This window comes from Ideonella sp. BN130291, assembly GCF_036231905.1.
GTDB lineage: Bacteria > Pseudomonadota > Gammaproteobacteria > Burkholderiales > Burkholderiaceae_C > CAMLIZ01.
Genome location: NZ_JAZARE010000005.1, coordinates 419,657 through 443,427 on the forward strand (window position 1 = coordinate 419,657; position 23,771 = coordinate 443,427).

The window sequence follows — 23,771 nt, forward strand, 5'->3', positions numbered from 1 at the left end:
CCCTCAGGCCAGGCTCACGCGGTCGCGCCCTTCGTGCTTGCTGCGGTACAGCGCGCCGTCGGCACGGCGCAGCAGCTCGTCGGCGCTTTCCGCCGCCGCGCCGGGCGGCAGGTGGGCGATGCCGATGCTCACCGTGACGCAGGGGCCGACCGGCGAGGCCGGATGCGCCAGCGCCCGCGCCGCCAGGCGTTGCCGCAAGCCTTGCGCAACCTGAATGGCGCCATGCGCGGTGGTGTCGGGCAGCACGACGGCGAACTCCTCGCCGCCGATGCGGGCGGCGATGTCGCCGGTGCGGCGGCAGCAGGCTTGCAGCTCGCGCGCCATCTCCTTCAGGCAGCGATCGCCGCCCTCATGGCCGCAGCTGTCGTTGTAGGCCTTGAAGTGATCGACATCGAGCACCAGCAGCGCGAGCCCGCAGCCGCCACGCGTGCTGCGGCGCAGCTCCTGCTGCAAAGCCAGGTCGAACGCACGCCGGTTCGCCAGCCCAGTGAGCGCGTCCTCGTGCGCCAGACGCTCCAGCGCCATGTTGGCCAGGCGCAGCTTGTGCTCGCTGTCCTGCAGCGCCTCTTGCTGTCGCTTGGTGCGGGTGAGGTCGGCAAAGCGCAGCAGGCAACCGTCGATCACCGGTGACACCCAAACGCCATAAAAGCGTTGCTCAGGACCCGGGTCGCCTACCGCAATTTCCACTTCCGCCGGCTGCTGCTGCGCCATGACGGCCAGGCACAACTCGCCGAGCCCGCCGGAAGTCCACAGGCCAAACGCCTGGTCCGCGCGCTGGCCCGGCAGCTCCTCGGCCGGCGTACCGATCAGGCCGGCCATGTGGCCGTTGGCCAGCGCAATCACCCATTCGTCGTCGGCCACCCCGCCGCGCTTCCACAGGCGCACGGCGAGCACGCCGTCCTGCGTGGCGTCGAGCACGGCGGCCAGCAGGTGCTCGCGCGATTCGAGCGGCGCGCAGTACACCAGCATCCAGGGCGCGCCCTGATCGTCATGCACCGGCAGGATCAGCCGCTCCCAGGTGTGCACCGAGCGGCCGTATTGGGACACGTGCACCGTGTAGCAGGGGTGTCGCTCGCTCAGCACCGCGCGGTATTTCAGCAGGATGGGATTCACCCGCCGGGGGTCGATCTCGCTGACCAGCCGACCTTCCAGCTGCAGGCCGGAGTACCGCTGCACCTCCGCACCGTAGTGGCGGTAGCGAAAGTCGTCGCCCTCGGCCTGCAGCAGGATCAGGTGATCGACGAACACCTCGAAGCGCCTGGGCAGGAACTCCGCCATCGCCGGCAGGCCACTGGGGGCGGTGCGTTCACTCCACGCGGCATGGAGCGCGCGGATCACGGGGTTCTGGACGTCCTGCGCGATGCCCGAGTCGATGTCCTTCAACCACAGTGCCATGCAACCATGGTGGCAGGTTCCGTGCGCATGGCGCTCGGGACTATCCACGATCGCGCCCAACCAAAGTCACGGTCGCTCAGGGTGAAATGTCGAGCGAGCTGCTGCGACGACCCCCACGTCTTTTTCTGGCGCAAACCCCGAAGCCCGCCTTGCCCGGGTGGCCGTACGCTCTGGGGCATGGCAGCACCTTACATCCCCCAGATCCGCCTGTACCAGCAGTGGCTGCACGAGCAGCGCGGCCTGCAGTTCGACTCCTACGACGCGCTCTGGCGCTGGTCGGTCACCGACCTCGACGCCTTCTGGTCCAGCCTCTGGGACTACGAACGGTTCGAGTCGCCCACACCCTACACCGCAGTGCTCACCGAGCGCCGCATGCCGGGCGCCCGCTGGTTCACCGGCGCACAGGCCAACTACGCGCAGCGCGTGCTGCGCCATGTCAACGCGGCCCATGCGGCCGGCCATCCCGCCATCGTGAGCGAGGACGAACAGGGCCGCGTGCGCGAGCTGCGCTGGCCCGAGCTGCAGCGCCAGGTGGCCTCGGTGGCGCTCACCTTGCGCGACATGGGCGTGCAGCGTGGCGACCGGGTGGCGGCCTACCTGCCCAACGTGCCCGAGACCATCGTCGCCTTTCTCGCCTGCGCCAGCATCGGCGCGGTGTGGAGCATCTGCGCGCCCGACATGGGCACGCAGGCGGTGGCCGACCGCTTCCGGCAGATCGAGCCGCGCGTGCTGATCGCCAGCGATGGCGTGTTCTACGGCGGCCGCGCGCTGGACCGCAGCGGGGTGGTGCAGCAGCTGCGCGAGGCGCTGCCGACGGTGCAGCGGCTCATCGCGCTGCGATCACCGCATGCGACGACCACCCTGCCGGCGGATGCCGACTTCGCTGCAGCGTCCGCCCGCAACGACGCCGAAGTGGCGGCCTTCCAGCCCGAGTGGCTGCCCTTCGAGCACCCGCTGTGGATCGTGTACTCCAGCGGCACCACCGGGTTGCCGAAGGCGCTGGTGCACAGCCACGGCGGCATCCTGATGATGATGGCCGCCAGCGGCAAGCATGGCGACATCGGCAAGAGCTACGAGGCCAACAGCTTTGGCGAACGTTTCCACTGGTACAGCAGCACCGGCTGGGTGATGTGGAACTCGCAAGTGGGCGGGCTGGTGGCGGGCGCCACCATCTGCCTGTACGACGGCAGCCCCGCGGGCCCCAAGGACCAGCCGGACTGGGGCGTGCTGTGGCGCTTTGCGGCGCGCCACCGCGTCACCTACTTCGGCGCGGGTGCGGCCTTCTACGCCAACTGCATGAAGGCCGGCGTGGACATCGCTGCCTGCGGCGACTTAGGCGCAGTGCGCGCGCTGGGCGCCACCGGCTCGCCGCTGTCGGAAGAGGTGCAGCGCTGGGGCACCGCGCAGTTCGAGCGCGTGGGCACCCGCGACATCTGGTGGAACAACATCTCCGGCGGCACCGACTTCTGCGGCGCCTTTGTGGGCGGCCACCGCGAGCTGCCGCAGGTGCCAGGGCGCATGCAATGCCGCCAGCTCGGCTGTGCGGTCGAGGCCTGGAACGAAGCCGGCGAACCCGTGATCGACGAAGTCGGCGAGCTGGTGTGCACCCAGCCGCTGCCTTCCATGCCGCTGTACCTGTGGGGCGACACGGATGGGCAGCGTTACCTCGCGAGCTACTTCGACGTGTACCCCGGCGTCTGGCGTCACGGCGATTGGCTGAAGATCCACGCCGACGGCAGCTGCGTGATCTACGGCCGCAGCGACGCCACCATCAACCGCCACGGCCTGCGCCTGGGCACCAGCGAGATCTACGCCGCAGTGGAGGCGCTGCCCGAGGTGCTGGACTCGATGGTGATCGACCTGGAATACCTGGGCCGCCCGAGCTGGATGGCGCTGTTTGTCGTGTTGCGCGAAGGCGCCACGCTGGACGAGGCGATGCAACGCCGCATCGCCGACGCGATCAAGGCCGCCGTGTCGCCCCGCTTCATCCCCGATGCCATTTACCAGGCGCCCGAGATCCCGCGCACCCTGTCCGGCAAGAAGCAGGAAGTGCCGATCAAGAAGCTCTTCCTTGGCCAGCCGATCGACAAGGTGGTGAACCGGGACGCGATGGCGAACCCGGGGTGCCTGGGGTGGTATGTGGAGGTGGCGGCGCGGCGTGCGGGGTGATGCTTCGGGGCGTGCACGCGGCCGCGCTGTACTGAGCACAATCCACCGAACACGTCTGCCCACACAACAAAGGCATTTTGCGCATGCACCACCCGGACCCGAAGCTGTACGGCCTGTCCCGCAGTGTCTACACGCGCATCGCACGGCTGGCCCTCCTCGAGAAGGGTGTTCCCCACGAGCTGGAAGAAGTGGAGATCTTCGGCCCCTCCGGCGTGCCGGCGTCCCATTTGTTGCGCCACCCGTTCGGCCGCATTCCCGTGCTGGACCACGCCGGCTTCATGCTGTTCGAAACCTCGGCCATCACGCGCTACGTGGACGAGGCGTTTGCCGGCCCGGCCCTGCAGCCGGCCAGCGCGCCGGCGCGTGCCCGAATGAACCAGATCATCGGCTTGCTCGACGCCTATGCATACAGGCCCATGGTCTGGCAGGTCTTTGTCGAGAGAGTGCGGGTGCCGCTGGAAGGCGGTGTATCCGACGAGGCGAAGATCCTTGCCGGCCTGGCCGCATCAAAAACCTGCCTGCAGGTGCTGCAAGGGCTGATGAGCGGCCCGTACCTCGCGGGAGAACACGCGACGCTGGCGGACTGGCACGCCATGCCCATGCTGCAATACCTGTCGCTGGCGTCAGAAGGGGCTGAGCTGCTGTCGCAGTACCCTGCCGTGTGCCGGTGGCTGGAGACCCTGCGCCGCCGGCCGTCTGTCCAGCAAACGCAAACGGCCTATGAACGCAGCGTGCTGCAACCGTCGGCGTGAACACCCATGTCCTTCTGGCACCCGCTTGGCAGCGCCCTGCTCGGTGACTGGCACTGGCTGTTCCGCGATGCGCTGGCCTTCATCGAGCGCTGGGCGGCAGGTTCTCCATCGCCGTCGGGCCTGATCGCAAATTGACCTTGCTCCATGCCATCAACCATCTGCGCCGTGGCCCACGTACATCGATCGAAACAGCCAACGGTTCGCGTCGCCGTGACGGAGGACGCACACAGGATTTCTGACCTGCTGCCTCACCTGGGCTATCAGGTGTCCGCTGATGAGGCCTCGCTGCGGCTGGCGTATGTGCTCGGCAGCCCGAACCATGCAGTGTTCGTCGCCGAGGCCCATCGCGAACTGGTCGGCTTGTGCCTCCTTGCCGGTGTGCGCCACATCGCCAGCGCAGGCTACGCCGAGGTGATGGAACTGGTGGTCCACAGCGGTCATCAGGGCCAAGGCGTGGGAAGGTCCTTGCTCCAGCAGGCCGAAGCCTGGGCTGTGTCGCAGGGCTACGGCCGGGTCAGACTGCGGTCCGGCGTGCAGCGTGAAGAGGCCCACCAGTTCTATGAGCGGCTGGGCTATTCCAGGTCGCGGGCGAGCTATGCATTCGAGCGGACCTTGGCTGCAATACAGCCGCCGGAGCCGACATGGGTGGGCGCGCACCGGCTTCCTCCATGGCCCACATCCGCCTCCGAAAGCTGAGCTGAACGCAACCATGAGACGCCGGGTGCTTCAATATGGCCTTCGACCCTGATCTGGCGCAGCGCGTTCGCGCTGTGCTCGCCGACCGGCCTGGCATCACCGAACGCAGGATGTTCGGTGGCCTGGCTTTCCTGGTGGACGGCAAGATGTTCATTGGCATCCGTAACTCGAGCCTGATGGCCCGGGTTGGGCCGGAGCACCATCAGGATGCGCTGGCCATGCACAACGTTCGGGTGATGGACTTCACCGGCCGCCCCATGAAGGGATACGTCTATGTCGATCCACCGGCCATTGCGCACGACAATGAGTTGAACGCCTGGGTGCTGTGGTGCGCCGATCACGTGGCTCGGCTCCCTGCAAAGCAGCCCAGGCAGGCTGGTTGACGGCCACCACTCACCCAATGTCGACACGCTGGCTCGTCTTCATGGCCCAACCACCGTATCCAGATGCCCTCGTTCACCCTTAGCACCGAACTGAAGGTCACCCCGCAGGCGTTCTGGCAGCAGATGTCGATGGCCGCCGTGAACGCCGAGTTGCGGCCGCTCGTGCGAATGACGGCGCCCGCTGCCTGGCGTGACTGCCCACTGGATCAGTGGCACAGCGGGCGGGTGCTCTTTCGCAGCCTGGTCCTGTTGTTCGGTTGCTTGCCGGTCGACGTGCACTCGCTTCGCCTGGAGTCCATCTCTGCGGGGCACGGGTTCCTGGAAAGATCGACGTCATGGGGCAACAGGCAATGGCAGCACGAGCGGCTGACCACGCCGACTGCGGCCGGCTGCATCGTCACCGACACGGTGACCGTCGTGGGCCGCATCCGGCTCATCACCGCGCTCCTGATGCCTGTGTATCGGCTCGTCTTCCGGCATCGGCATCGGCAGCTGCGGCGGCTGCATGGTGCGGCGAACGCTGACACATCCCCATGACGCGGCCCGTCCATTCAGCGCCATCCCGTCTGCACCAGGCGCTCGGCCTGCTGGCATGGCTGGCGGTCGCCTTCGCCACCGGCGCGGTGGGGGCCGTTGCCTCCATCGAGGCCGCGTCGTTCTATGCGCAGCTGAATCGCCCAGCCTGGGCGCCGCCGGCTTCGGTGTTCGGGCCGGTATGGAGCACGCTGTTCACCCTGATGGGCGTTGCTGCCTGGCTGGTGTGGCGACAGACCGGCGTTACCCACCGGGCGCTGGGGCTGTTCCTCGCGCAGCTGGCCGCCAACGCACTGTGGTCATGGCTGTTCTTCGCCTGGCACCAGGGCGCCCTCGCCTTTGCCGACGTGTTGCTGCTGCTGGTGCTGATCGCCGCCACGCTGCTGTCGTTCTGGCGCATCCATCGCCTCGCCGCCCTCCTGCTCCTGCCCTACTTCCTGTGGGTGAGCTTCGCCTCGGCGCTCACCTGGGCAGTGTGGCGCGGCAACCCTGGCCTGCTGTGACGGCCCTGCATCGCCAACTCGCAGAAGGTTCGCGCCACCATGAACAATCCTTGCCAGGCGGCCGCTGTCGTCTATGTCAAAGACCTCCGCGCCATGAGCCGCTTCTATGCAGAGGCTGTCGGCCTTCAGGTGGTGGAGGAAGCGCCGGGGCATGTGGTGCTCGAATCCAGCGGCTTTCAGCTGGTGCTGGTCGCCATGCCGGAGCACATCGCGCAACAGGTGCACATCGCCACGCCCCCGGTACGCCGGGAAGAGACACCGATCAAGCTGTGTTTCTTCGTGCCCGGCATTGCGGCGGTTCGTGAGCGCGCGCTGGCGTGCGGTGGCGAGATGAACGCTGCGCAGCGCGAGTGGGTGTTCCAGGGCCACCGCGTCTGCGATGGGCACGATCCCGAAGGGAACGTTCTGCAGGTGCGCGGACCCGTGCGATAGCCGGCTCCGCCAACACGCCCGGCGCGAATGCCGCCACGACCCATCTTTCCACTGACATCCTCCCGATGTTCGCCCTCACCGTCATCGCCAGCCCGAACCCCGGGAGCTTCTGTCACGCCATGGCGCAGGTCGCCCATTCCGTGTTGGCACAGCGTGGGTATGAACAGCGCGTGCATGACCTGTACGCCGAAGGCTTCAACCCCGTGCAGCCCACCGGCGAGCTGCAGAACACCGCGTCGGCCGACCCCCTGGTGGAGCAGCACTGCGCGGAGCTGGCGCAGGCCGATCTGGTGCTGGTGTTCCACCCCAACTGGTGGGGCCAGCCGCCAGCCATCCTGAAAGGCTGGATCGACCGGGTGTTCAGGCTGGACACCGCCTACGGCTATCCGCCCGGCGTGCCGCCGGAGGGCGAGCCGGTCGGGTTGCTCAAGGCACGGCAAGCGCTGGTGTTCAACACCTCCAACACGCCGCCGGCACGCGAACAAGCCGTGTTCGGCGACCCGCTCGAAGCGCTGTGGAAGCGATGCGTCTTTCCACTGTGCGGTGTGAATAACGTGGTCCGGCGCATGGTGGGGCCCATGTCGGGCAGCACCGCCGAACAACGCGATGCCTGGCTGGCGGAGGTGCGCCGCCTCGTGGCGCAGGCCAACACATAAGGGGACGAAGCATCGACACACCATCACACCCCTCCACCGCCGATGACTTCAAGGCGTTGGAGCAGTCCCGGCTTCGTGCGCTGGTGGAGCGGAACATGGCGCTGGCGTGGCAGCTGCATTCGCCCGACTTCGAGCTCGTCACGCCGGGCGGTACCCGCTACTCGCGCGCGCAGTACCTGGGTGACGTGGAGTCCGGGCAGTTGAACTACCTGCGCTGGACGCCGGGCGACATGTGGGTGCGGATGTATCCCCAGGTGGTGCTGCTGCGGTACCAGGCGGCGCTGGAGATGGGCGACAGCCCGGCCAACGCCACATCGTTCCGCTGTTGGCACACCGACGCCTATGAACAGCGGGACGGCCTCTGGCAGGTGGTGCTCTCGCAGGCCACCTTGATCAGGTAGCGTCCGGTGTGGCACGCCAACCCGGGCTTGATGTAGTCTTGGCCGCACACCAAGGAAGGCACGATGACCCTCTCCACTGTCTCTACCTGGCACCAACTGGTCCAGTCACGCAACGCAAAAGGGCTGGGCGGCCTGCTGGCCGACGACGTCGTCTTCCACTCGCCCGTGGTGCACACCCCGCAGGTGGGCAAGGCGGTGACGGCCCAGTACCTCTCCGCGGCCTTCCATGTGTTCTTCAACGAGTCGTTCCGCTATGTGCGCGAGGTGGTCGGTCCGCGCGATGCGGTGCTGGAGTTCCAGGTGCAGATCGACGGCATCGAGGTGAACGGCGTGGACATGCTGGCTTGGAACGACGAGGGCCGCATCGTGGACTTCAAGGTGTTGATCCGCCCGCTCAAGGCGATCAACCTGATTCACCAGAAGATGGCCGCCCTGCTGCAGGCCAAGGAGCGCTCATGAACACCACGGTTCCCAGCCTCTACACCTGGCTCGGTGGCATCGAGGCACTGAACCGCCTGACCGAACGCTTTTATGAACGGGTTCGCGACGACGCGGTGCTGGCCCCCGTGTTCGCCCACATGGGCGCCGAGCATCCGCAACATGTGGCGGCCTTCCTGGCCGAGGTGCTGGGTGGCCCGGCCGACTACTCGGCGCGGCATGGCGGGCATCCGCACATGATCCGCCAGCACCTGAACCGGCACCTGGACCAGGCACAAAGGCGCGCCTGGGTCAGCCTGTTGCTGGACACCGCTGACGAACTTCAGATGCCGGACGACCCCGAGTTCCGCTCGGCGCTGGTGGGTTACCTGGAATGGGGCTCGCGGCTGGCGGTGATCAACTCGCAGCCCGGCGCCACGGCGGACGCCGATGCGCCCATGCCGCGCTGGGGCTGGGGCGAGGTCAAAGGCCCGTACCAGCCGGAGAAGGTGTAGGCAGCCCAGCCGGACCGCGCCGCTAGGACGCCACGCCTGCCCGCTCCAGCATCGCGTGCAGCAGCACGTTGCATCCCGCGGTGATGTGCTCCGGCTTGGCGTCCTCGATCTCGTTGTGGCTGATGCCGTCCTTGCAGGGAATGAAGATCATGCCGGCCGGCGCCAGGCGCGCCATGTACACCGCGTCGTGCCCCGCGCCGGACACGGCCGGCATGTGGGAGTACCCCAACTTCTGCGCAGCGCGCGTCACCGCCTCGATGCACTCGCGGTCGAAGGGCTGCGCCGGGTAGGCCGACACCGGCTCGATCACGATGGACAGCCCGCTGTCGGCCGCCAGGCGCGCGGCCACCTCACGGATGTCCGCGTCCATCGCCTCGCACAGCGCATCGGTGGCGTTGCGCAGGTCGATCGAGAACTTCACGCGCCCGGGAATGACGTTGCGGCTGTTGGGGTGCACCTGCACCATGCCCACGGTGCCGCGGCCATGCGGCGGGTGGCGGTGGGCGCAGGCCACCACCTCCTGCATCAGGCGCGAGGCCACCTGCAGCGCGTCGCGCCGCAGCGCCATCGGCGTGGGGCCGGCGTGGGCCTCCATGCCGGTCACCGTGCAGTCGTACCAGCGAATGCCCAGCACGCCGGTCACGCAGCCGATAGTGACGTCATGGTCCTCCAGCACCGGGCCCTGTTCGATGTGGGTCTCGAAGTACGCGCCGATCGGGTGGTCGCCCGGCTCCTGCGGGCCGATGTAGCCGATGCGCTCCAGCTCGCCCTTCACCGTCTTGCCCTCGGTGTCGGTGGCTGCATACGCATGCTCCAGCGTGAAGGCCTTGGCGAACACGCCCGACCCCATCATCACCGGCACGAAACGCGAGCCTTCCTCGTTGGTCCAGAAGGCCACCTCGATCGGCGCTTCGGTCTCGATGCCGTGGTCGTTGAGCGTGCGCACCACCTCCAGCCCAGCCAGCACGCCGTAGTTGCCATCGAACTTGCCGCCGGTGGGCTGGGTGTCGATGTGGCTGCCGGTCACGATGGGCGGCAGCGCGTTGTTGCGCCCCGGGCGGCGCATGAAGCCGTTGCCGATCTTGTCGATGGTGACCGTCATGCCGGCCTCGCGCGCCCAGCGGGTGACGAGGTCGCGGCCCTGGCGGTCCAGGTCGGTCAGGGCCAGGCGGCAGACGCCGCCCTTGGCCGTGGCGCCAATCTGCGCCAGCTCCATCAGCGAAGCCCAGAGGCGATCGCCGTTGATGCGCAGCTGGTCCAGGGCAAGCGGTGTGGTCGCGGTGTCCATGGCGGTCTCCTGTTCAGCGCGCCACCGCGGTGGGCGCCAGTTCCTTCGCGCGCCGTGCAACGGCATCGAATTGCGGGCCGAAGGCCGGGCGCTTCACGTAGCGGCCAGCGCCTTGCTCCGCACGCAGGTCGCCATTGGCATACACCAGCTTGCCGCGGCTGATGGTGTGGCTGGCGATGCCGCGCACGGTGCGGCCCTCGAAGATGTTGAAGTCGCCCTTGGAATGCTGGGTCTTGGCCGACAGCGTCTTGCTGCCCTGCGGGTCCCACAGCACCAGGTCGGCATCCGCGCCCTCGGCAATCAGCCCCTTGCGCGGGTAGATGTTGAACAGCTTGGCGGTGTTGGTGGAGGTCACCGCCACGAACTCGCTGGGCGTGAGCCGGCCGGTGTTCACGCCGGCGTCCCAGATGACCGCCAGCCGCTCCTCGATGCCGCCGCAGCCATTGGGGATCTTGGCGAAGGCCTCGCGGCCCGCGGCCTTCTGCGCAGCGCAGAAGGTGCAGTGGTCGGTGGCCGTGGTGTGCAGGTTGCCGGCCTGCAGCTGGCGCCACAGGTGCTCCTGGTGGCCACTGGGGCGGAAGGGCGGGCTCATCACATGCGCGGCCGCGCGGGCGAAATCGGGGTCGCGGTACACGCTGTCGTCGATCACCAGGTGGCCGGCCAGCACCTCGCCGTACACCCGCTGTCCGCGGGCGCGGGCGCGGGCGATCGCATCGGCCGCTTCGATGCAGGACACATGCACCACGTAGATCGGCACGCCCAGCACGTCGGCGATCGCGATCGCGCGGTTGGCCGCTTCGGCCTCCACCATCGGCGGGCGCGACAGCGGGTGGCCCTCGGGGCCGGTGATGCCCATCTTGGCCACCTCCTGCTGCAGCAGGTACACCAGCTCGCCGTTTTCCGCATGCACGGTGGGCATGGCACCCAGCTCCAGCGCGCGGCGGAAGCTGTTCACCAGCGTTTCGTCATCGCACATGATGGCGTTCTTGTAGGCCATGAAGTGCTTGAAGCTGTTCACGCCTTCTTCGGTGACCAGGGTGCCCATGTCGCGGTGCACCGCCTCGCTCCACCAGGTCACCGCCACGTGGAAGCCATAGTCGGCCGCCGACTTCTCGGCCCAGCCGCGCCAGGTGCGGAAGGCCTCCATCAGCGGCTGCTGCGGATCGGGGATCACGAAGTCGATGATGCTGGTGGTGCCGCCCGCCAGCCCGGCCGCGGTGCCGGTGAAGAAGTCGTCCATGGTGACCGTGCCCATGAACGGCAGCTGCATGTGGGTGTGCGGGTCGATGCCGCCGGGCATCAGGTACTGCCCGCTGCCGTCCAGGGTGGTGGTGCCGGCGGGCGCCTGGCTCGCTGCCGAGGCACCCACGGCCGCGATGCGGCCCTCCACGCACAGCACGTCGCCAGAGCTAGCGCGGTCGGCATTGACGATGGTGGCACCACGGATCAGCAGGGGAGCAGTCATCACAGGTCCTTTCAGGTCACAGCTTCTCAGCGGCGCTTGGCGGTGAAGAAGTAGTACGCACCGGCGACGGCCAGGCTGAAGAACCAGCCGAAGTCGAACAGCGACACCAGCGCCGGCGGCACGCTGGCCTTGTCGGCGATGCCGGACACCACCAGGTAGCCCGGCAGGCAGGGCAGCACGCCCAGCACGAAGGCGATGAGGGCCTGCACGTTCCAGCCGCCGCTGTATTCGTAGTCGCCACCGCGGCGATACAGGTCGGGCACGTTGAGCTCGGTGCGCCGCACCAGGAAGTAGTCCGCCAGCAGGATGCCGGCGATGGCGCCCAGCAAGGTGCCGTAGCCGCCCAGCCAGGTGAAGAGGTAGCCGCCCGAGGTGGCCAGCAGCTTCCAGGGCATGAACAGCAGGCCGATCAGCGCGGCGATGATGCCGCCCATGCGGAAACTCACCTTCGAGGGCGCGAGCTGGCTGAAGTCATACGAGGGCGACACCAGGTTGGCGGCCACGTTGGTGGTCAGGTTGGCCAGCAGGATGACCAGCAGGCCGATGCCCGCGGCCACCGGGCCCATCTGCGTGAGCAGGCCGTCGGGGAACAGCTGTGCCTTGCCGTAGAGGATGGCCGATGCGGAGAAACCGATCACGCCCACCATGGAGAACAGCGCCATCGGGATCGGCAGGCCGATCGCCTGGCCCAACACCTGGTCCTTCTGCGATCTGGCGAAGCGGGTGAAGTCGGGGATGTTCAGCGCCAGCGTGGCCCAGAAGCCCACCAGGCCGGTGAGCGCGGCCCAGGTCTTGGGCCCGCCCTCCACCACCTTGGCCGGCAGGTTGAACAGCTGCCCCGAAGGCACCCGCATCATCAGCACCACCACCAGCAGGATGGACGCACCGATCATCAGCGGCGCGGCAATCACCTCCAGCTTGCGGATGGATTCCGGCCCGCGCCAGATGTAGTAGATGTGCACTGCCCAGAAGGCCATGAAGCACAGGAACTGCGAGGTGCTGATGGTCTCGCCCGCCGCCGGCCCGGCGAAGCCGGCGCCCAGCACGTTGAAGAAGCCATGCAGCGCCAGGCCGCCGAAGTAGCAGTTGATCGAGAACCATCCGCAGGCCACCAGCCCGCGCAGCACCGCCGGCAGGTTGGCGCCGCGCACGCCGAAGGAGGCGCGCGCCAGCACCGGGAAGGGGATGCCATGCTTCTGCCCCGCGCGGCCCATCAGCACCATGGGCACCAGCACGATGCAGTTGGCCAGGAACACCAGCCACACCGCCTGCTGCCAGGTGAAGCCCTGGTCCAGCATGGAACTCGCCATGGTGTAGGTCGGCACGCACACCACCATGCCCACCCACAGGGCGGCATAGTCCTTCCAGTTCCAGTGGCGCTGCGCCTGGGCCGTGGGCGCCAGGTCGTCGTTGGACAGGGAGGGAGACGCGTCGTATGCGCTCCCTGGCAGAGGGACCGCGCTGCTGCTGGTTGAAGCCATGGGATGTCCTCGGTTGGGCCCGATGGGCCGTGGTGTGGTTTCAGGGCCGGGAAAGCAAGCCGCGGGCCGCTGGGTGGGTCGAGATGCTAGGCCGATCAGGCGGGCGTTGCCACCCCGGGCGACCCTGTGCTGCAACTGCGCATCGGGTTGTTCGGATGGGTGGTCCAGTTGGCGTAGTCGCCGCTCACCGCGCGCCCGGTGCGCAGGTCGGTTTCACCGGGCTGCAGCACCCGCATGGTGATGGTGTCGGGCACCGGGCAGATGGACACGCAGAGGTTGCAGCCGACGCACTCCTCCTCCTTCACCTCGAAGAAGCGCCGGCCGTCGCGCGTGGCGCTGATCGCCTGGTGCGAGGTGTCCTCGCACACCACATGGCAGCGGCCGCACTGGATGCAGCTGTCCTGGTGGATCACCGCCTTCTCGATGTGGTTGAGGTCCAGTTGCTGCCAGTCCTTCACCGTGGGCACGGCGCGGCCACGGAAGTCCTCGATGCTGCGGTAGCCCTGCTCGTCCATGAAGTTGGCGAGGCCGTCGCACAGGTCCTGCACGATCTTGAAGCCATAGACCATGGCGGCGGTGCACACCTGCACATTGCCGGTGCCCAGCGCGATGAACTCGGCCGCGTCGCGCCAGGTGGTCACGCCGCCAATGCCGGAGATCGGCAGGCCGGCGGTGAGCGGGTCGCGTGCGATCTCGGCCACCATGTTCAGCGCGATCGGCTTCACCGCCGGCCCGCAGTAGCCACCGTGCGAGCCCCAGCCGCCGGTGTGCGGGCTCATCGCCATGCGCTCCAGGTCCACGCCCATCACCGAGTTGATGGTGTTGATCAGGCTCACCGCATCGGCGCCCCCCGCCTTGGCCGCACGCGCCGGGTGGCGCACGTCGGTGATGTTGGGAGTGAGCTTCACGATCACCGGCAGCTTCGAATAGTGCTTGCACCATGCGGTCACGCGCTGGATGTATTCCGGCACCTGGCCCACGGCCGCGCCCATGCCGCGCTCGCTCATGCCGTGCGGGCAGCCGAAGTTGAGCTCCACGCCGTCGGCGCCCGTGTCTTCCACCATCGGCAGGATGCGTTTCCAGCTCTCCTCCACCACCGGCACCATCAGCGACACCACCATCGCGCGGTCGGGCCAGGCGCGCTTGACGCGGCGGATCTCTTCCAGGTTCACCCGCAGCGGCCGGTCGCTGATCAGCTCGATGTTGTTGAAGCCGATCACCCGCCGGTCCTGCGACATCAGCGTGGCATATCGCGGGCCGTTCACGTTGACCACCGGCGGATCCTCGCCCAGCGTCTTCCACACCACGCCGCCCCAGCCCGCCTCGAAGGCGCGCACCACGTTCACTTCCTTGTCGGTGGGCGGCGCGGAGGCCAGCCAGAACGGGTTGGGGCTGGAGATGCCGACGAAGTTGCTGCGCAGGTCAGCCATGCTGTGCCTCCGTTTCGATGGCGGTGGCGGCCGCCGTTGCGCCCAGCTCCAGGTCGATGGACACCGCGGCGCGTTTGCCGTGTTCCACCGCCTCCACCGTGAGGTCGCGCCCGCCGAAGCGGCAGTCGCCGCCCGCCCACACCCGCGAATGGCTGGTGCGGCCGTCGGCATCGGTGGCAACGCGGCCGCCCTTGAGCTCGATGGACACGCCCGCCGGCTCGGGCATATAACACTGGCCGATCGCCTTGAGCACCATGTCGGCTTCCAGGGTGAACTGCTCGCCGGTTTCCACCAGCCGGCCATCGGGCGCCAGCGCGGTGGCTGCGAAGCGCATGCCACGCAGTACGCCGCCCTCGCTGACCACCGCCTTGGGCGCAGCCCAGTGGCGCAGGGTCACGCCATTCGTCTGGGCCCAGCGCTGCTCCACCACCGAGGCCGACATCGCCTCGGGCCCGCGCCGGTACACGATGCTCACCTCTTCGGCGCCCAGCAGCCGCGACTGCACGGCGGCGTCCACCGCCGTCATGCCGCCGCCGATCACCGCCACCCGGCGGCCCACCGGCACGGTGGACTTGTCTGCCGCCTGCCGCAGCTCGGCGATGAAGTCCACCGCATCGCGCAGGCCCGGCAGCTGCGGCTCGGCGATGCCCAGCGCGTTCACGCCCGCCAGCCCGAGGCCGAGGAACACCGCATCGTGGTCGGCGACCAGGGTGTCCAGTGTGAAGTCGCGGCCCAGCATCTGGCCATTGCGCACCTCGATGCCACCGATGGACAGCAGCCAGGCGACCTCGCGCTGGGCGAAGTCCCCGGCCGTCTTGTACGCCGCCAGGCCGTATTCGTTCAGCCCACCCAGCTTCGGGCGGGCATCGAACAGCACCACCGCATGGCCGCGCCGTGCCAGGCCATGCGCGCACGCCAGCCCGGCCGGGCCCGCGCCCACCACCGCAATGCGCCGGCCCGTGCTGGCGGCGCGGGTGAACAGGGGCGCGCCGGGTGCGGCCATGTGGGCATCGGTGGCATAACGCTGCAAGGCGCCGATCTCCACCGGCTTGTCCTCATGCGTGTTGCGCACGCAAGCCTGCTCGCACAGCACCTCCGTGGGGCACACCCGCGCGCACATGCCCCCCAATGGGTTGGCCTCCAGGATGGTGCGGGCGGCACCGCGCAGGTTGTCCTGCGCGATGCGCTGGATGAATGTGGGCACGTCGATGCCGGTGGGGCAGGCCGTCTGGCAGGGCGCGTCGAAGCAGTAGTAGCAGCGCTCCGCTTCGATCAGCGCCTGGGCGCGGGTGAGCGGCGGGTGGGCGTCGCCGAAGTTGCGGGCGACCTCCGCCAGGTTCAGGCGGCCGGCGTGGATCCCGCAGGCGCGGGATGAAGGTGTGTCCAAGGCGAGGCTCCTGCGAATGGAGAACGAAGTGCGGACGGCCGGCGCCGCCATGAACTCCCAGCGGCGGCGGAATATTGACGGTTCAGTAAAACTTTGACTACCTGGTAAAAACACCTGTACGCATGGGCCGTGCCAGCCGGCCCGGCTGCGGGTGGCCGCCCCACAATCACGCCATGACGACCGCCGCCCGATCGAAGGCCGCCAGCCCCCCACCCGCCGCGGCCCCGCGCCCGCCACGCGCCGCCCGCCTGCGCAAGCAGCAGCAGATCCTGCTGGAGGCGGAAGCGCAGTTCGCGCGCTATGGTTTCGAAGGCGCGTCGCTGGACGGCATTGCCGCCGCCCTGGGCATCAGCCGCCAGAACATGCTGTACTACTTCGCCAGCAAGGAGGAGCTGTACGACGCCGTGCTGGACAACGTGCTCGCCGCCTGGGTGGAAGGCATGGACACCATGGCGCGCGGCAAGGATCCGGAGGCCGCCATCAGCGCCTACGTGGCCGCCAAGCTGCGTTTCTCGCAGGAGCGCCCCAGCGGCTCCGCGGTGTTCACGCGCGAGGTGATGGCCGGTGCGCCGCGCTATGCGGACAAGCTCGCGCAGCAGGTGCTGCCCCACCTGCGCACGGATGTGAAGACCTTCGAAAAGTGGGCGCGCAAGGGGCTGATCGCACGGGTGGACTTCACCCACCTGATGTTCGTGATCTGGTCGGTCACGCAGGCCTATGCCGACCTGGCGCCGCAGTTTGCGCTGCTGCTGGGCAAGCCGCAGCTGGAAGACCGCGACTTCGCCGCGGCCCATGCCCTCATCACGCGGCTGGTGGTGAGCAGCCTGCGCAAGTGAACCGAAGAAGGCTCAGCCGCCCTGCATCACTGGCCGCAGCACCGCCCGCGCCGGCAATCGCAGCACGAACTCGGAGCCCAGCCCCAGGCCGGCACTGTGCACCCCGATGCTGCCGCCATGCAGTTCCACCAGCGCGCGGCTGAGCGACAACCCGATGCCGAGCCCTCCCTGGCTGCGGTCCAGCTTGGGCGCCACCTGCGAGAAAAGCTCGAAGATCGTCTGCTGTGACGCCGGCGCCAGCCCGATCCCGTTGTCACGCACGCGGATGGCCACACCGCCGTCGGGCCCGGCCTCCGTGGCCAGATCGATGGTGCCGCCTTCGTCGGTGTACTTCGCCGCGTTGGAGAGCAGGTTGGACAGCACCTGGGCCAGCCGCAGCGGGTCGGCATCCAGGGTCAGCGGCTCGGTCGGCACGGACACGCCCAGCCGATGGCGCCGCCCGTCGATCAGCGGCCTGGCGGTTTCCATCGCGGCGTCCACCACCGCGGACAGCAGCACCGGCTCGCGCCGCAACTGCAGCCGCCCGAGCGCGATGCGCGACACATCGAGCAGGTCGTCCAACAGCAAGGCCATGTGGCGGGACTGGCGCTCGATCACGTCCAGCGCCCAGCGGCTTCGCTCCGCCGACACGCCAGGCGCCTTGGCCACCAGCACGCCCTGCCGTATCGGCGCCAGCGGGTTGCGCAGCTCATGCGCCAGCGTGGCGAGGAACTCGTCCTTGCGCCGGTCGGCTTCCCGCAGCGCCTGCAGCGCGTGCACCTGCTCAGTCACATCATGCCCCTGGGCGAAAATGCCGGCCACCCGTCCTTCGCCATCAAAGACCGGCTGGTAGACCAGGTCCACAAAGGTCTCGGACACCGGGCTGCCGGGCTCCTTCTGCACCATGAGCCGCATGCCGCGCCCCACGAAGGGCTCGCCGCTGTCGTACACGCCGCGCAGCAGCTCCTCGAAACCCTGGTTGCTCACGTCAGGCAATGCCACAAACGCGGGCTTGCCGATGATGTCGCGGTGCCCCACCAGCTGGTAGTAGGCCTGGTTCGCCATCTCGAACACGAAGTCGGATCCGCGCAGCACAGCGATGAAACCGGGTGCCTGGTCGAACCACAGGCGCAGAGTCTCGGCCACGTCCTGCGCATCGCGCACCAGCTTGTCGCGCTGGCGTTCGGCCAGCACGCGGGGCGTTTCCTCGGTACAGGCGCAGAACAGGCCACCGATGTCGCCGTTTTCGTCGTAGATCGGGCTGTACGACCAGGTGAAGTAGGTTTCCTCGCTGAAGCCATTGCGTTCCATCACCAGCAGCACCCGGTCGTTCCAGGTCGGCTGGCCGTGTTGGAGTACCTGCTCCACCTGCGGCTGGAGCACCGGCCAGATGTCGCTCCAGGTGTCCTTCGCCGGCCGGCCGAAGGCCTGCGGATGCCGCTGGCCCAGCACCGGGATGTAGGCCTCGTTGTAGATGTTCACGAGCTCGCCGCCCCACCACACGAACATCGGGAAGAGCGAGTTCAGGCACAGGTTGACGGCGGTGCGCAGGCTGTGAGGCCACTGTTCCACCGGCCCGAGCGCAGTGGCCGCCCAGTCGGTCTGCCGGAACAGGCGGCCGGTCACCGTATCCGGTATGGCACCGGGCAGGCGGGTGAGCTGCACCGCTTCTTCGGAGGTGGGCGAGCTCATGGGCGGGCGTTGGCGTTCACGGCGGCTGGGGAGCGGGTCGCATGTCAAGGCAACTGGCGTGCCGCACTGGCGCGGCACCGCGTCCTGACACTGGCGAAGCATCGCACTACGTCGCGTCCCAGCGGAAGGCCAGCGTCGCCCGGGCCGCGCTGGCCTGCACCAGCCGCGCGTTGGCCTCGTCGCTGCGCTGCACCCATTCTGCGGCCGCCTGCGCCGAACGTCCGAACTGCTGGTGCCGGGTGGTCAGGCGCTGCACCCGCAGGCCGTCGTCCACCGCCACGTACCAGCATGCGTCCAGCAGTGGCGCGACCTCATCCCAGGGCGGGGTATCGAGCAGCAGGTAGTTGCCTTCCACGATCACCAGCGGCGTGCTGGCCGGTACCGCCAGCGCACCGGCCACCGGCTCCTCGATCTCGCGGCGGAACTCCGGCGCGTACACCACCTCGCCCTCCCGCGGCTGGCGCAGCCTGCGCAGCAAGGCCACGAAGCCATGGGCATCGAAGGTGTCCGGCGCGCCCTTGCGGTCGGCCAGCCCCAGGCGCAGCAACTCGGCTTGCGCGAGATGGAAACCGTCCATGGGCACCACCTGCGCCTGGCCGCCCAGCGCCGATTGCAGCAGGGCAGCCACGGTGGACTTGCCGGCCCCGGGTGGCCCGGCAATGCCCAGCAGGCGGCGTCCGCCGGCGGCCAGCAGCGCTTGCGCGCGCTGCAGATACACCGGCGGCAGCGAGAGGGTGGATGCGGTATTCATTCGGTCGGGATGGTCAGCGGCCCGCCGCGCTTGGCGGCGTCCAGCACGATGCGGGTGGTGAAGCTGCGCACGTTCGTGTCGTGCAGCAGGCAGGCTTCGCAGAAGGCGTCATAGGCGGCCAGGTCGGGCACGATCACCACCAGCACATAGTCCGCCTCGCCGGCCACGCCGTAGCACTGCTGCACTTCCGGCCGCGCCACCAGGCGGTCGCGGAAGGCGTGGGCCGCGCGCGCCGACTCATCCACCAGGTCCACCTGCACGATGGCGGTGAGCCCGAGGCCCAGCGCGCGGCAATCCAGCGTGGCGGTCTCGGCCACGATGACACCGGCTTCGCGCAGGCGCTTCAGCCGGCGCTGCACCGCAGCGGCCGACAGGCCCACCTGTTCGCCGATGCGGTCGCTGGGCAGGCGCGTGTCACGCTGGTAGAGGTCGAGGATCTTGCGGTCGAAACCGTCGAGCGGCATGGCAGGAAAGGCCGCAGCGGCGGCATCAAGAATGCGGGATCGCCGCAAGGCGGGCGGCGGGTTTGCGGCCAGGCGCACCGGCGCCAGGCCGACACTGGCGGCCATGCAGATTATCAAGACACCGCACCGTCTGTCGCTGGAGCGCATCGCGCAGGCCGCCGCCGCCATGCCGGCCGTGTTCGCCCACAGCCCGCAGTTCGAATGCGAGCCGCTGTCGCAGGCGCTCGGCTGCCCGGTGCTGCTGAAGGTGGAAACCATGAACCCGCTGCGCTCCTTCAAGGGCCGCGGCGCCTTCTACTTCATGCACCAGATGGCCGGCGCGCTGGCGGGCCGCCCGCTGGTGTGCGCCACCGCGGGCAACTGGGGCCAGGCCATGGCCTACCTGTGCCGAGCGCAAGGCCGTCCCTTGATCGTGTACTGCTCTGCCGCGGCCAACCCGCTGAAGCTGCAGCGCATGCGCAGCATGGGCGCCGAACTGCGCCTGCACGAGGGCGACTTCGACGCCGCGAAGGCCGAAGCGCGGCGCTTCTGCGAAGTCAGCGGCGCCTATTTCGTGGAAGACGGCTTCGAGCCCAGCATTGCCGAAGGCGCCGGCACCATCGCGGTGGAGCTGCTGCGCAATGGGCCACCGGCCTTCGACACGCTGCTGGTGCCGCTGGGCAACGGTGCGCTGCTGACCGGCATCGGCCGTTGGATGAAGGCCCACGCGCCGCAGGTGAAGGTGGTCGGCGTGTGCAGCGAGGCGGCCGACGCCATGGCGGTGTCCTGGCGCGAGGCGCGCGTGGTGCAGCGCCCCAGCGCCCACACCATCGCCGACGGCATCGCGGTGCGCTGCCCGGTGCCCGAAGCGGTGGCCGACATGGCCGGCTGCGTGGACGACGTGGTGCTGGTGAGCGAAGAGGCCATCGAGCGCGCGATGCGGCGGCTGCACAGCCACGCGGGCCTGATGGTGGAGCCGGCGGGCGCCGTGGGCATCGCCGCCCTGCTGGCCCATCCCTCGCTGCGCCAGGGGCGCGCGGCCACCGTGCTGTGCGGCAGCAACCTCACCCCCGAACAAGCCACGCGCTGGCTCGCTTGACAGGAGACTTCATGATGATCGACCACGTTTCACTCGGCACCCATCGCTACGACCAAGCGGTGCGCTTCTACCGCGAAGCGCTCGCGCCCTTGGGGCTCACGCTGCTGCGCGACACCGGCAAGGAAGCCGCCTTCGGCACGCCGGAACAATGGTGCTTCTTCCTCTACCCGGTGGACGAAGCCGAGCCGATTGCCGCCAAGGGCACCCACATCGCGCTGAGGGCCGAAAGCCGCGCCCAGGTAGCGCAGGTGCATGCGCAGGCGCTGACCCTGGCGGGCCAGGACGTGTTCACGCCCCGCACCCGGCCGGACATCAACGACACGTACTTCGGCGCGATGTTCAAGGACCTGGACGGCCACGCGATCGAGGTGAAGACCGACAGCACGAGCTGACCCGGCGCGGGCATGGCGGGCACCCGGGTTGCAGTGCGAGAAGCACCCCAACGCACGGAGAACGCCATGAAGGAAGACAAGCCCCTGGCGAAGGGCCAGGTCAAGGACACCACCGACGCTGCCGTGGAGCGCGTGGGCACCCACGCGGCGGCCACCACCGGCGGTGCGCTCGCAGGGGCGGCCGCCGGTGCCGCCAGCGGCCTGGCCTTCGGGCCGGTGGGCAGCGTGGCGGGCGCCGTGGGTGGCGCACTGGCGGGCGCGGCGGCGGGTGCATCCACGGGCCGCGGCGTGGACATCGACACCGAGGCTTTCGAGCGCCACTGGCGCGAGCAGTACGCCAGCCGGCCCTATGCCACAGCGGGCCGCAGCTACGAACACTATGCGCCGGCCTACCGCTACGCGATCCAGAGTTACGCCCGCTCCGACCATCCACGCACTTGGGACGAGGTGCAGGAAGAGCTGCGCGCGGGCTGGAACGACGCACGGGGCGAATCGCCACTGGCCTGGGACGAGGCCGAGCCCGCGATGCGGGAGGCCTGGGAGCACATGTACGACCCCGCGCAGTCGGCCTGACACTCGGGGCCATCTGGGCACGCCATGTGCCCCGCAATTGGCATCACTTCTTGGATGCGGAGCCACCATGTCTGACAGCACCAGCAACCGCGGCGGCCAGGACCGCCAGCGCATCAACGTGAACCAGGACTACGAACTGCGCGACTGGGCGAAGAAGTTCGATGCCACGCCGGAGCAGATCAAGGAAGCCGTGCAGGCGGTGGGCGACCGCGCCGACAAGGTCGAGATGCACCTGAAGGGCACGCGCAGCACCAGCAACAGCGAGCGCACCGCCAAGGCAGGGCGGGAGGGTGGCTCGAGCTGACCCCGCCACCCTTTCAGGCACGCCGAGGGGGCAGACAGCGTCTGCCCTTTTTCTTGGGTTTTTTACCCTGGGTTACTGGCATTCAACTGGTTATACACTGGTTATAGCTGTAGGCTCATTGGTGCGTACCAGTGAGGCGTCGCCATCCTAGTTCCTGCAGGCTGGCCCAGCGACGACCGTTCAGCAGTACGAGCCACCGCGGCTCGGGGCTTCACGCCCCGCAGCCGCCGCCATCGACTTGCCAACGGAGACACCATGGCCAACCCACCCCCGGTGCGCAGCGCGAAGCTGCGCATCATCGCCGGCCTGTCCGCAGCCCTTGCGGCCACCGCCATCCACGCCGCCAGCTACCCCGCCTGGAAACCCGACACCTTTTATGCCGCCGGCACGCTGGTGACCTACAACGGCCACAACTACCGCGCGCTGGTGGACCAGGTGGACTACAGCAGCACCGGCTGGAACCCAAGCAACCCCAGCCTGTGGACCGACGTGGGCGCCAGCGACGGCACCCCGCCGCCGCCCCCGCCACCGCCCCCACCGAACAGCCCACCGCCACCGCCCCCGCCACCGGGCTGCTACGCCGTGTGGAACGCCAGCACCGCCTACGGCGCCGGTGCGACCGCGAGCGTCAACGGCATCAATTACAAGGCCAACTGGTGGACCCAGGGCGACAACCCCGCCACCCACAACGGCCCGGCCGGCAGCGGCCAGCCCTGGACGCAGGTGAACAGCTGCTCGGCGCCGCCGCCGCCACCTCCTCCGCCGCCCCCGCCGCCGCCACCACCGCCCCCTCCGCCCCCGCCGCCCCCGCCGCCCCCGCCGCCGCCGGGCAGCTTCTCGTTCGGCCCCTACAAGGACGTGACGATCAACATGGACTGGAACACCAACGTGATGAGCACGATGGTCACCGGTTCACGCCAGCCGATCCTGAGCGTGCTGCCGGCCGGTGCCAGGACGGTGACCTGGTCCTTCGCGACCGGAGAGTGCGGCTCCGAGAGCTGGGCCGGCGTGCAACCCGCGGCGCTGGTGGCAGCCAACAAGCAGCGCTTCATCGACGCAGGCCGCTACTACGTCGTGTCCACCGGCGGCGCGGCAGGCTCCTTCAGCTGCGGCAGCGACGCCGGCTTCGACACCTTCATCCGGAACTACAACTCGCCCAACCTGCGAGGCGTGGATTTCGACATCGAAGGCGGGCAGAGCGCCGCGGTGATCGAGGGCCTGGTGCAGCGGGTGAAGACCGCGCAGCCCAAGTACCCCAACCTGCGCTTTAGCTTCACCCTGGCCACGCTGGGCGGCAACGCCGGGCAGAGCCTGGGCAGCCATGGTGTCACCACCATGCAGGCGATCAAGAACGCCGGGCTGCAGAACTACATCATCAACCTGATGGTGATGGACTACGGCAGCACCACGCCCACCAACTGCACCATCGGCAGCAACGGGCGCTGCGACATGGGCCAGTCGGCCATCCAGGCCGCCGCGCACCTGCACGAGACCTGGGGCGTGCCGTACAGCCAGATCGAGCTCACGCCCATGATCGGCGGCAACGACACGCCGGACGAGACCTTCACGCTCGCCGACGTGGACACGCTGTCGGCCTTTGCGCTGCAGAACAAGCTCGCCGGCGTGCACTACTGGTCGCTGGACCGCGACGTGGACTGCCCGGCGGGCAGCGCTTCGGCCACCTGCAACAGCTACGGCACTGCGGGCACCTGGGGCTTCACCAACCGCTTCATCCAGAAGCTGGGGCAGTAAGCCGCTTCAGCAGAAGCCACGCCACCGGTGCTCACGCGCCGGAGGC

Annotated in this window: 27 protein-coding genes; 18 read left to right on the forward strand and 9 right to left on the reverse strand. The window is 68.8% G+C overall.

Features of this window, described 5'->3' with window-relative positions; genetic code table 11:
- Window positions 1–3: 3 nt before the first annotated feature.
- The gene (locus VPH43_RS13395; RefSeq protein ID WP_328578206.1) at window positions 4–1,395 is read right to left on the reverse strand and encodes a diguanylate cyclase; all 1,392 of its coding nucleotides are present in this window, start codon (window positions 1,393–1,395) and stop codon (window positions 4–6) included.
- A gap of 177 nt (window positions 1,396–1,572) precedes the next feature.
- Here VPH43_RS13395 and VPH43_RS13400 point away from each other — a divergent pair, with 177 nt between their 5' ends.
- The 12 genes from VPH43_RS13400 to VPH43_RS13455 all read left to right on the forward strand — a co-directional run bounded on the left by VPH43_RS13400 (window position 1,573) and on the right by VPH43_RS13455 (window position 8,853).
- Window positions 1,573–3,564: an acetoacetate--CoA ligase gene (locus VPH43_RS13400; RefSeq protein ID WP_328578207.1), complete on the forward strand. Its 1,992-nt coding sequence runs from the start codon at window positions 1,573–1,575 to the stop codon at window positions 3,562–3,564.
- Between the two features lie 83 nt (window positions 3,565–3,647).
- Window positions 3,648–4,316 (forward strand): glutathione S-transferase family protein, encoded by a 669-nt coding sequence (locus VPH43_RS13405; RefSeq protein WP_328578208.1) that lies wholly within the window; start codon window positions 3,648–3,650, stop codon window positions 4,314–4,316.
- A 6-nt stretch (window positions 4,317–4,322) separates the two neighbouring features.
- Window positions 4,323–4,451: a hypothetical protein gene (locus VPH43_RS13410; RefSeq protein ID WP_328578209.1), complete on the forward strand. Its 129-nt coding sequence runs from the start codon at window positions 4,323–4,325 to the stop codon at window positions 4,449–4,451.
- A gap of 9 nt (window positions 4,452–4,460) precedes the next feature.
- Entirely contained in the window at window positions 4,461–5,012 is a 552-nt protein-coding gene (locus VPH43_RS13415) for a GNAT family N-acetyltransferase (RefSeq protein ID WP_328578210.1), read from the forward strand.
- 35 nt (window positions 5,013–5,047) lie between these two features.
- Entirely contained in the window at window positions 5,048–5,395 is a 348-nt protein-coding gene (locus VPH43_RS13420; protein WP_328578211.1) for a TfoX/Sxy family protein, read from the forward strand.
- A 63-nt stretch (window positions 5,396–5,458) separates the two neighbouring features.
- Window positions 5,459–5,932 (forward strand): hypothetical protein, encoded by a 474-nt coding sequence (locus VPH43_RS13425; protein ID WP_328578212.1) that lies wholly within the window; start codon window positions 5,459–5,461, stop codon window positions 5,930–5,932.
- Window positions 5,929–6,432, forward strand: a complete 504-nt coding sequence (locus VPH43_RS13430; protein WP_328578213.1) for a TspO/MBR family protein — start codon at window positions 5,929–5,931, stop codon at window positions 6,430–6,432. The genes VPH43_RS13425 and VPH43_RS13430 overlap by 4 nt, the downstream gene beginning before the upstream one ends.
- A 39-nt stretch (window positions 6,433–6,471) precedes the next feature.
- The gene (locus VPH43_RS13435) at window positions 6,472–6,864 is read left to right on the forward strand and encodes a VOC family protein (protein WP_328578214.1); all 393 of its coding nucleotides are present in this window, start codon (window positions 6,472–6,474) and stop codon (window positions 6,862–6,864) included.
- 65 nt (window positions 6,865–6,929) lie between these two features.
- Window positions 6,930–7,520 carry an NAD(P)H-dependent oxidoreductase gene (locus VPH43_RS13440; protein WP_328578215.1) on the forward strand — a complete coding sequence of 197 codons (591 nt, stop codon included), beginning with the start codon at window positions 6,930–6,932 and terminating at the stop codon, window positions 7,518–7,520.
- 56 nt (window positions 7,521–7,576) lie between these two features.
- Window positions 7,577–7,921, forward strand: coding sequence for a nuclear transport factor 2 family protein (locus tag VPH43_RS13445; protein ID WP_328578216.1), 345 nt, complete (start codon window positions 7,577–7,579; stop codon window positions 7,919–7,921).
- 63 nt (window positions 7,922–7,984) lie between these two features.
- Window positions 7,985–8,380 carry a nuclear transport factor 2 family protein gene (locus tag VPH43_RS13450; protein ID WP_328578217.1) on the forward strand — a complete coding sequence of 132 codons (396 nt, stop codon included), beginning with the start codon at window positions 7,985–7,987 and terminating at the stop codon, window positions 8,378–8,380.
- Window positions 8,377–8,853: a group II truncated hemoglobin gene (locus VPH43_RS13455; RefSeq protein ID WP_328578218.1), complete on the forward strand. Its 477-nt coding sequence runs from the start codon at window positions 8,377–8,379 to the stop codon at window positions 8,851–8,853. The genes VPH43_RS13450 and VPH43_RS13455 overlap by 4 nt, the downstream gene beginning before the upstream one ends.
- Window positions 8,854–8,875: 22 nt before the next feature.
- On the opposite strand, the gene VPH43_RS13460 is transcribed toward VPH43_RS13455, so the two are convergent.
- The 5 genes from VPH43_RS13460 to VPH43_RS13480 form a co-directional block, all read right to left on the reverse strand.
- Window positions 8,876–10,141: a Zn-dependent hydrolase gene (locus tag VPH43_RS13460; protein WP_328578219.1), complete on the reverse strand. Its 1,266-nt coding sequence runs from the start codon at window positions 10,139–10,141 to the stop codon at window positions 8,876–8,878.
- A gap of 13 nt (window positions 10,142–10,154) precedes the next feature.
- On the reverse strand, window positions 10,155–11,606 hold the full coding sequence (hydA, locus tag VPH43_RS13465) for a dihydropyrimidinase (protein ID WP_328578220.1): 1,452 nt from the start codon (window positions 11,604–11,606) through the stop codon (window positions 10,155–10,157).
- Window positions 11,607–11,632: 26 nt separating this feature from the next.
- Complete coding sequence (locus tag VPH43_RS13470; RefSeq protein WP_328578221.1) at window positions 11,633–13,087, reverse strand: NCS1 family nucleobase:cation symporter-1; 1,455 nt, start codon at window positions 13,085–13,087, stop codon at window positions 11,633–11,635.
- Between the two features lie 95 nt (window positions 13,088–13,182).
- Complete coding sequence (gene preA / locus VPH43_RS13475; RefSeq protein ID WP_328578222.1) at window positions 13,183–14,517, reverse strand: NAD-dependent dihydropyrimidine dehydrogenase subunit PreA; 1,335 nt, start codon at window positions 14,515–14,517, stop codon at window positions 13,183–13,185.
- On the reverse strand, window positions 14,510–15,904 hold the full coding sequence (locus tag VPH43_RS13480) for an NAD(P)-dependent oxidoreductase (protein WP_328578223.1): 1,395 nt from the start codon (window positions 15,902–15,904) through the stop codon (window positions 14,510–14,512). The genes preA and VPH43_RS13480 overlap by 8 nt, the downstream gene beginning before the upstream one ends.
- A gap of 173 nt (window positions 15,905–16,077) precedes the next feature.
- Between VPH43_RS13480 and VPH43_RS13485 the strand changes: the two genes are divergently transcribed.
- Entirely contained in the window at window positions 16,078–16,740 is a 663-nt protein-coding gene (locus VPH43_RS13485; RefSeq protein WP_328578224.1) for a TetR/AcrR family transcriptional regulator, read from the forward strand.
- 12 nt (window positions 16,741–16,752) lie between these two features.
- Here VPH43_RS13485 and VPH43_RS13490 read toward each other — a convergent pair whose 3' ends face one another.
- From VPH43_RS13490 to VPH43_RS13500, 3 genes are all read right to left on the reverse strand, one after another.
- Complete coding sequence (locus tag VPH43_RS13490) at window positions 16,753–18,411, reverse strand: PAS domain-containing sensor histidine kinase (RefSeq protein ID WP_328578225.1); 1,659 nt, start codon at window positions 18,409–18,411, stop codon at window positions 16,753–16,755.
- Window positions 18,412–18,517: 106 nt separating this feature from the next.
- Complete coding sequence (locus VPH43_RS13495; protein ID WP_328578226.1) at window positions 18,518–19,162, reverse strand: nucleoside/nucleotide kinase family protein; 645 nt, start codon at window positions 19,160–19,162, stop codon at window positions 18,518–18,520.
- Window positions 19,159–19,731, reverse strand: a complete 573-nt coding sequence (locus tag VPH43_RS13500; protein WP_328578227.1) for an Lrp/AsnC family transcriptional regulator — start codon at window positions 19,729–19,731, stop codon at window positions 19,159–19,161. Before VPH43_RS13500 ends, VPH43_RS13495 begins: the two co-directional genes overlap by 4 nt.
- Between VPH43_RS13500 and VPH43_RS13505 the strand changes: the two genes are divergently transcribed.
- The 5 genes from VPH43_RS13505 (at window position 19,730) to VPH43_RS13525 (ending at window position 23,725) form a co-directional block, all read left to right on the forward strand.
- A complete protein-coding gene (locus VPH43_RS13505) occupies window positions 19,730–20,704 on the forward strand; it encodes a threonine ammonia-lyase (protein WP_328578228.1) in 975 nt (324 codons plus the stop codon). The genes VPH43_RS13500 and VPH43_RS13505 overlap by 2 nt on opposite strands.
- Window positions 20,705–20,715: 11 nt before the next feature.
- On the forward strand, window positions 20,716–21,096 hold the full coding sequence (locus VPH43_RS13510) for a VOC family protein (protein ID WP_328578229.1): 381 nt from the start codon (window positions 20,716–20,718) through the stop codon (window positions 21,094–21,096).
- Between the two features lie 66 nt (window positions 21,097–21,162).
- Window positions 21,163–21,669, forward strand: a complete 507-nt coding sequence (locus VPH43_RS13515) for a hypothetical protein (protein WP_328578230.1) — start codon at window positions 21,163–21,165, stop codon at window positions 21,667–21,669.
- 67 nt (window positions 21,670–21,736) lie between these two features.
- The gene (locus VPH43_RS13520) at window positions 21,737–21,973 is read left to right on the forward strand and encodes a DUF3606 domain-containing protein (protein ID WP_328578231.1); all 237 of its coding nucleotides are present in this window, start codon (window positions 21,737–21,739) and stop codon (window positions 21,971–21,973) included.
- 255 nt (window positions 21,974–22,228) lie between these two features.
- Entirely contained in the window at window positions 22,229–23,725 is a 1,497-nt protein-coding gene (locus VPH43_RS13525; protein WP_328578232.1) for a carbohydrate-binding protein, read from the forward strand.
- The last annotated feature ends 46 nt before the right edge of the window (window positions 23,726–23,771 follow it).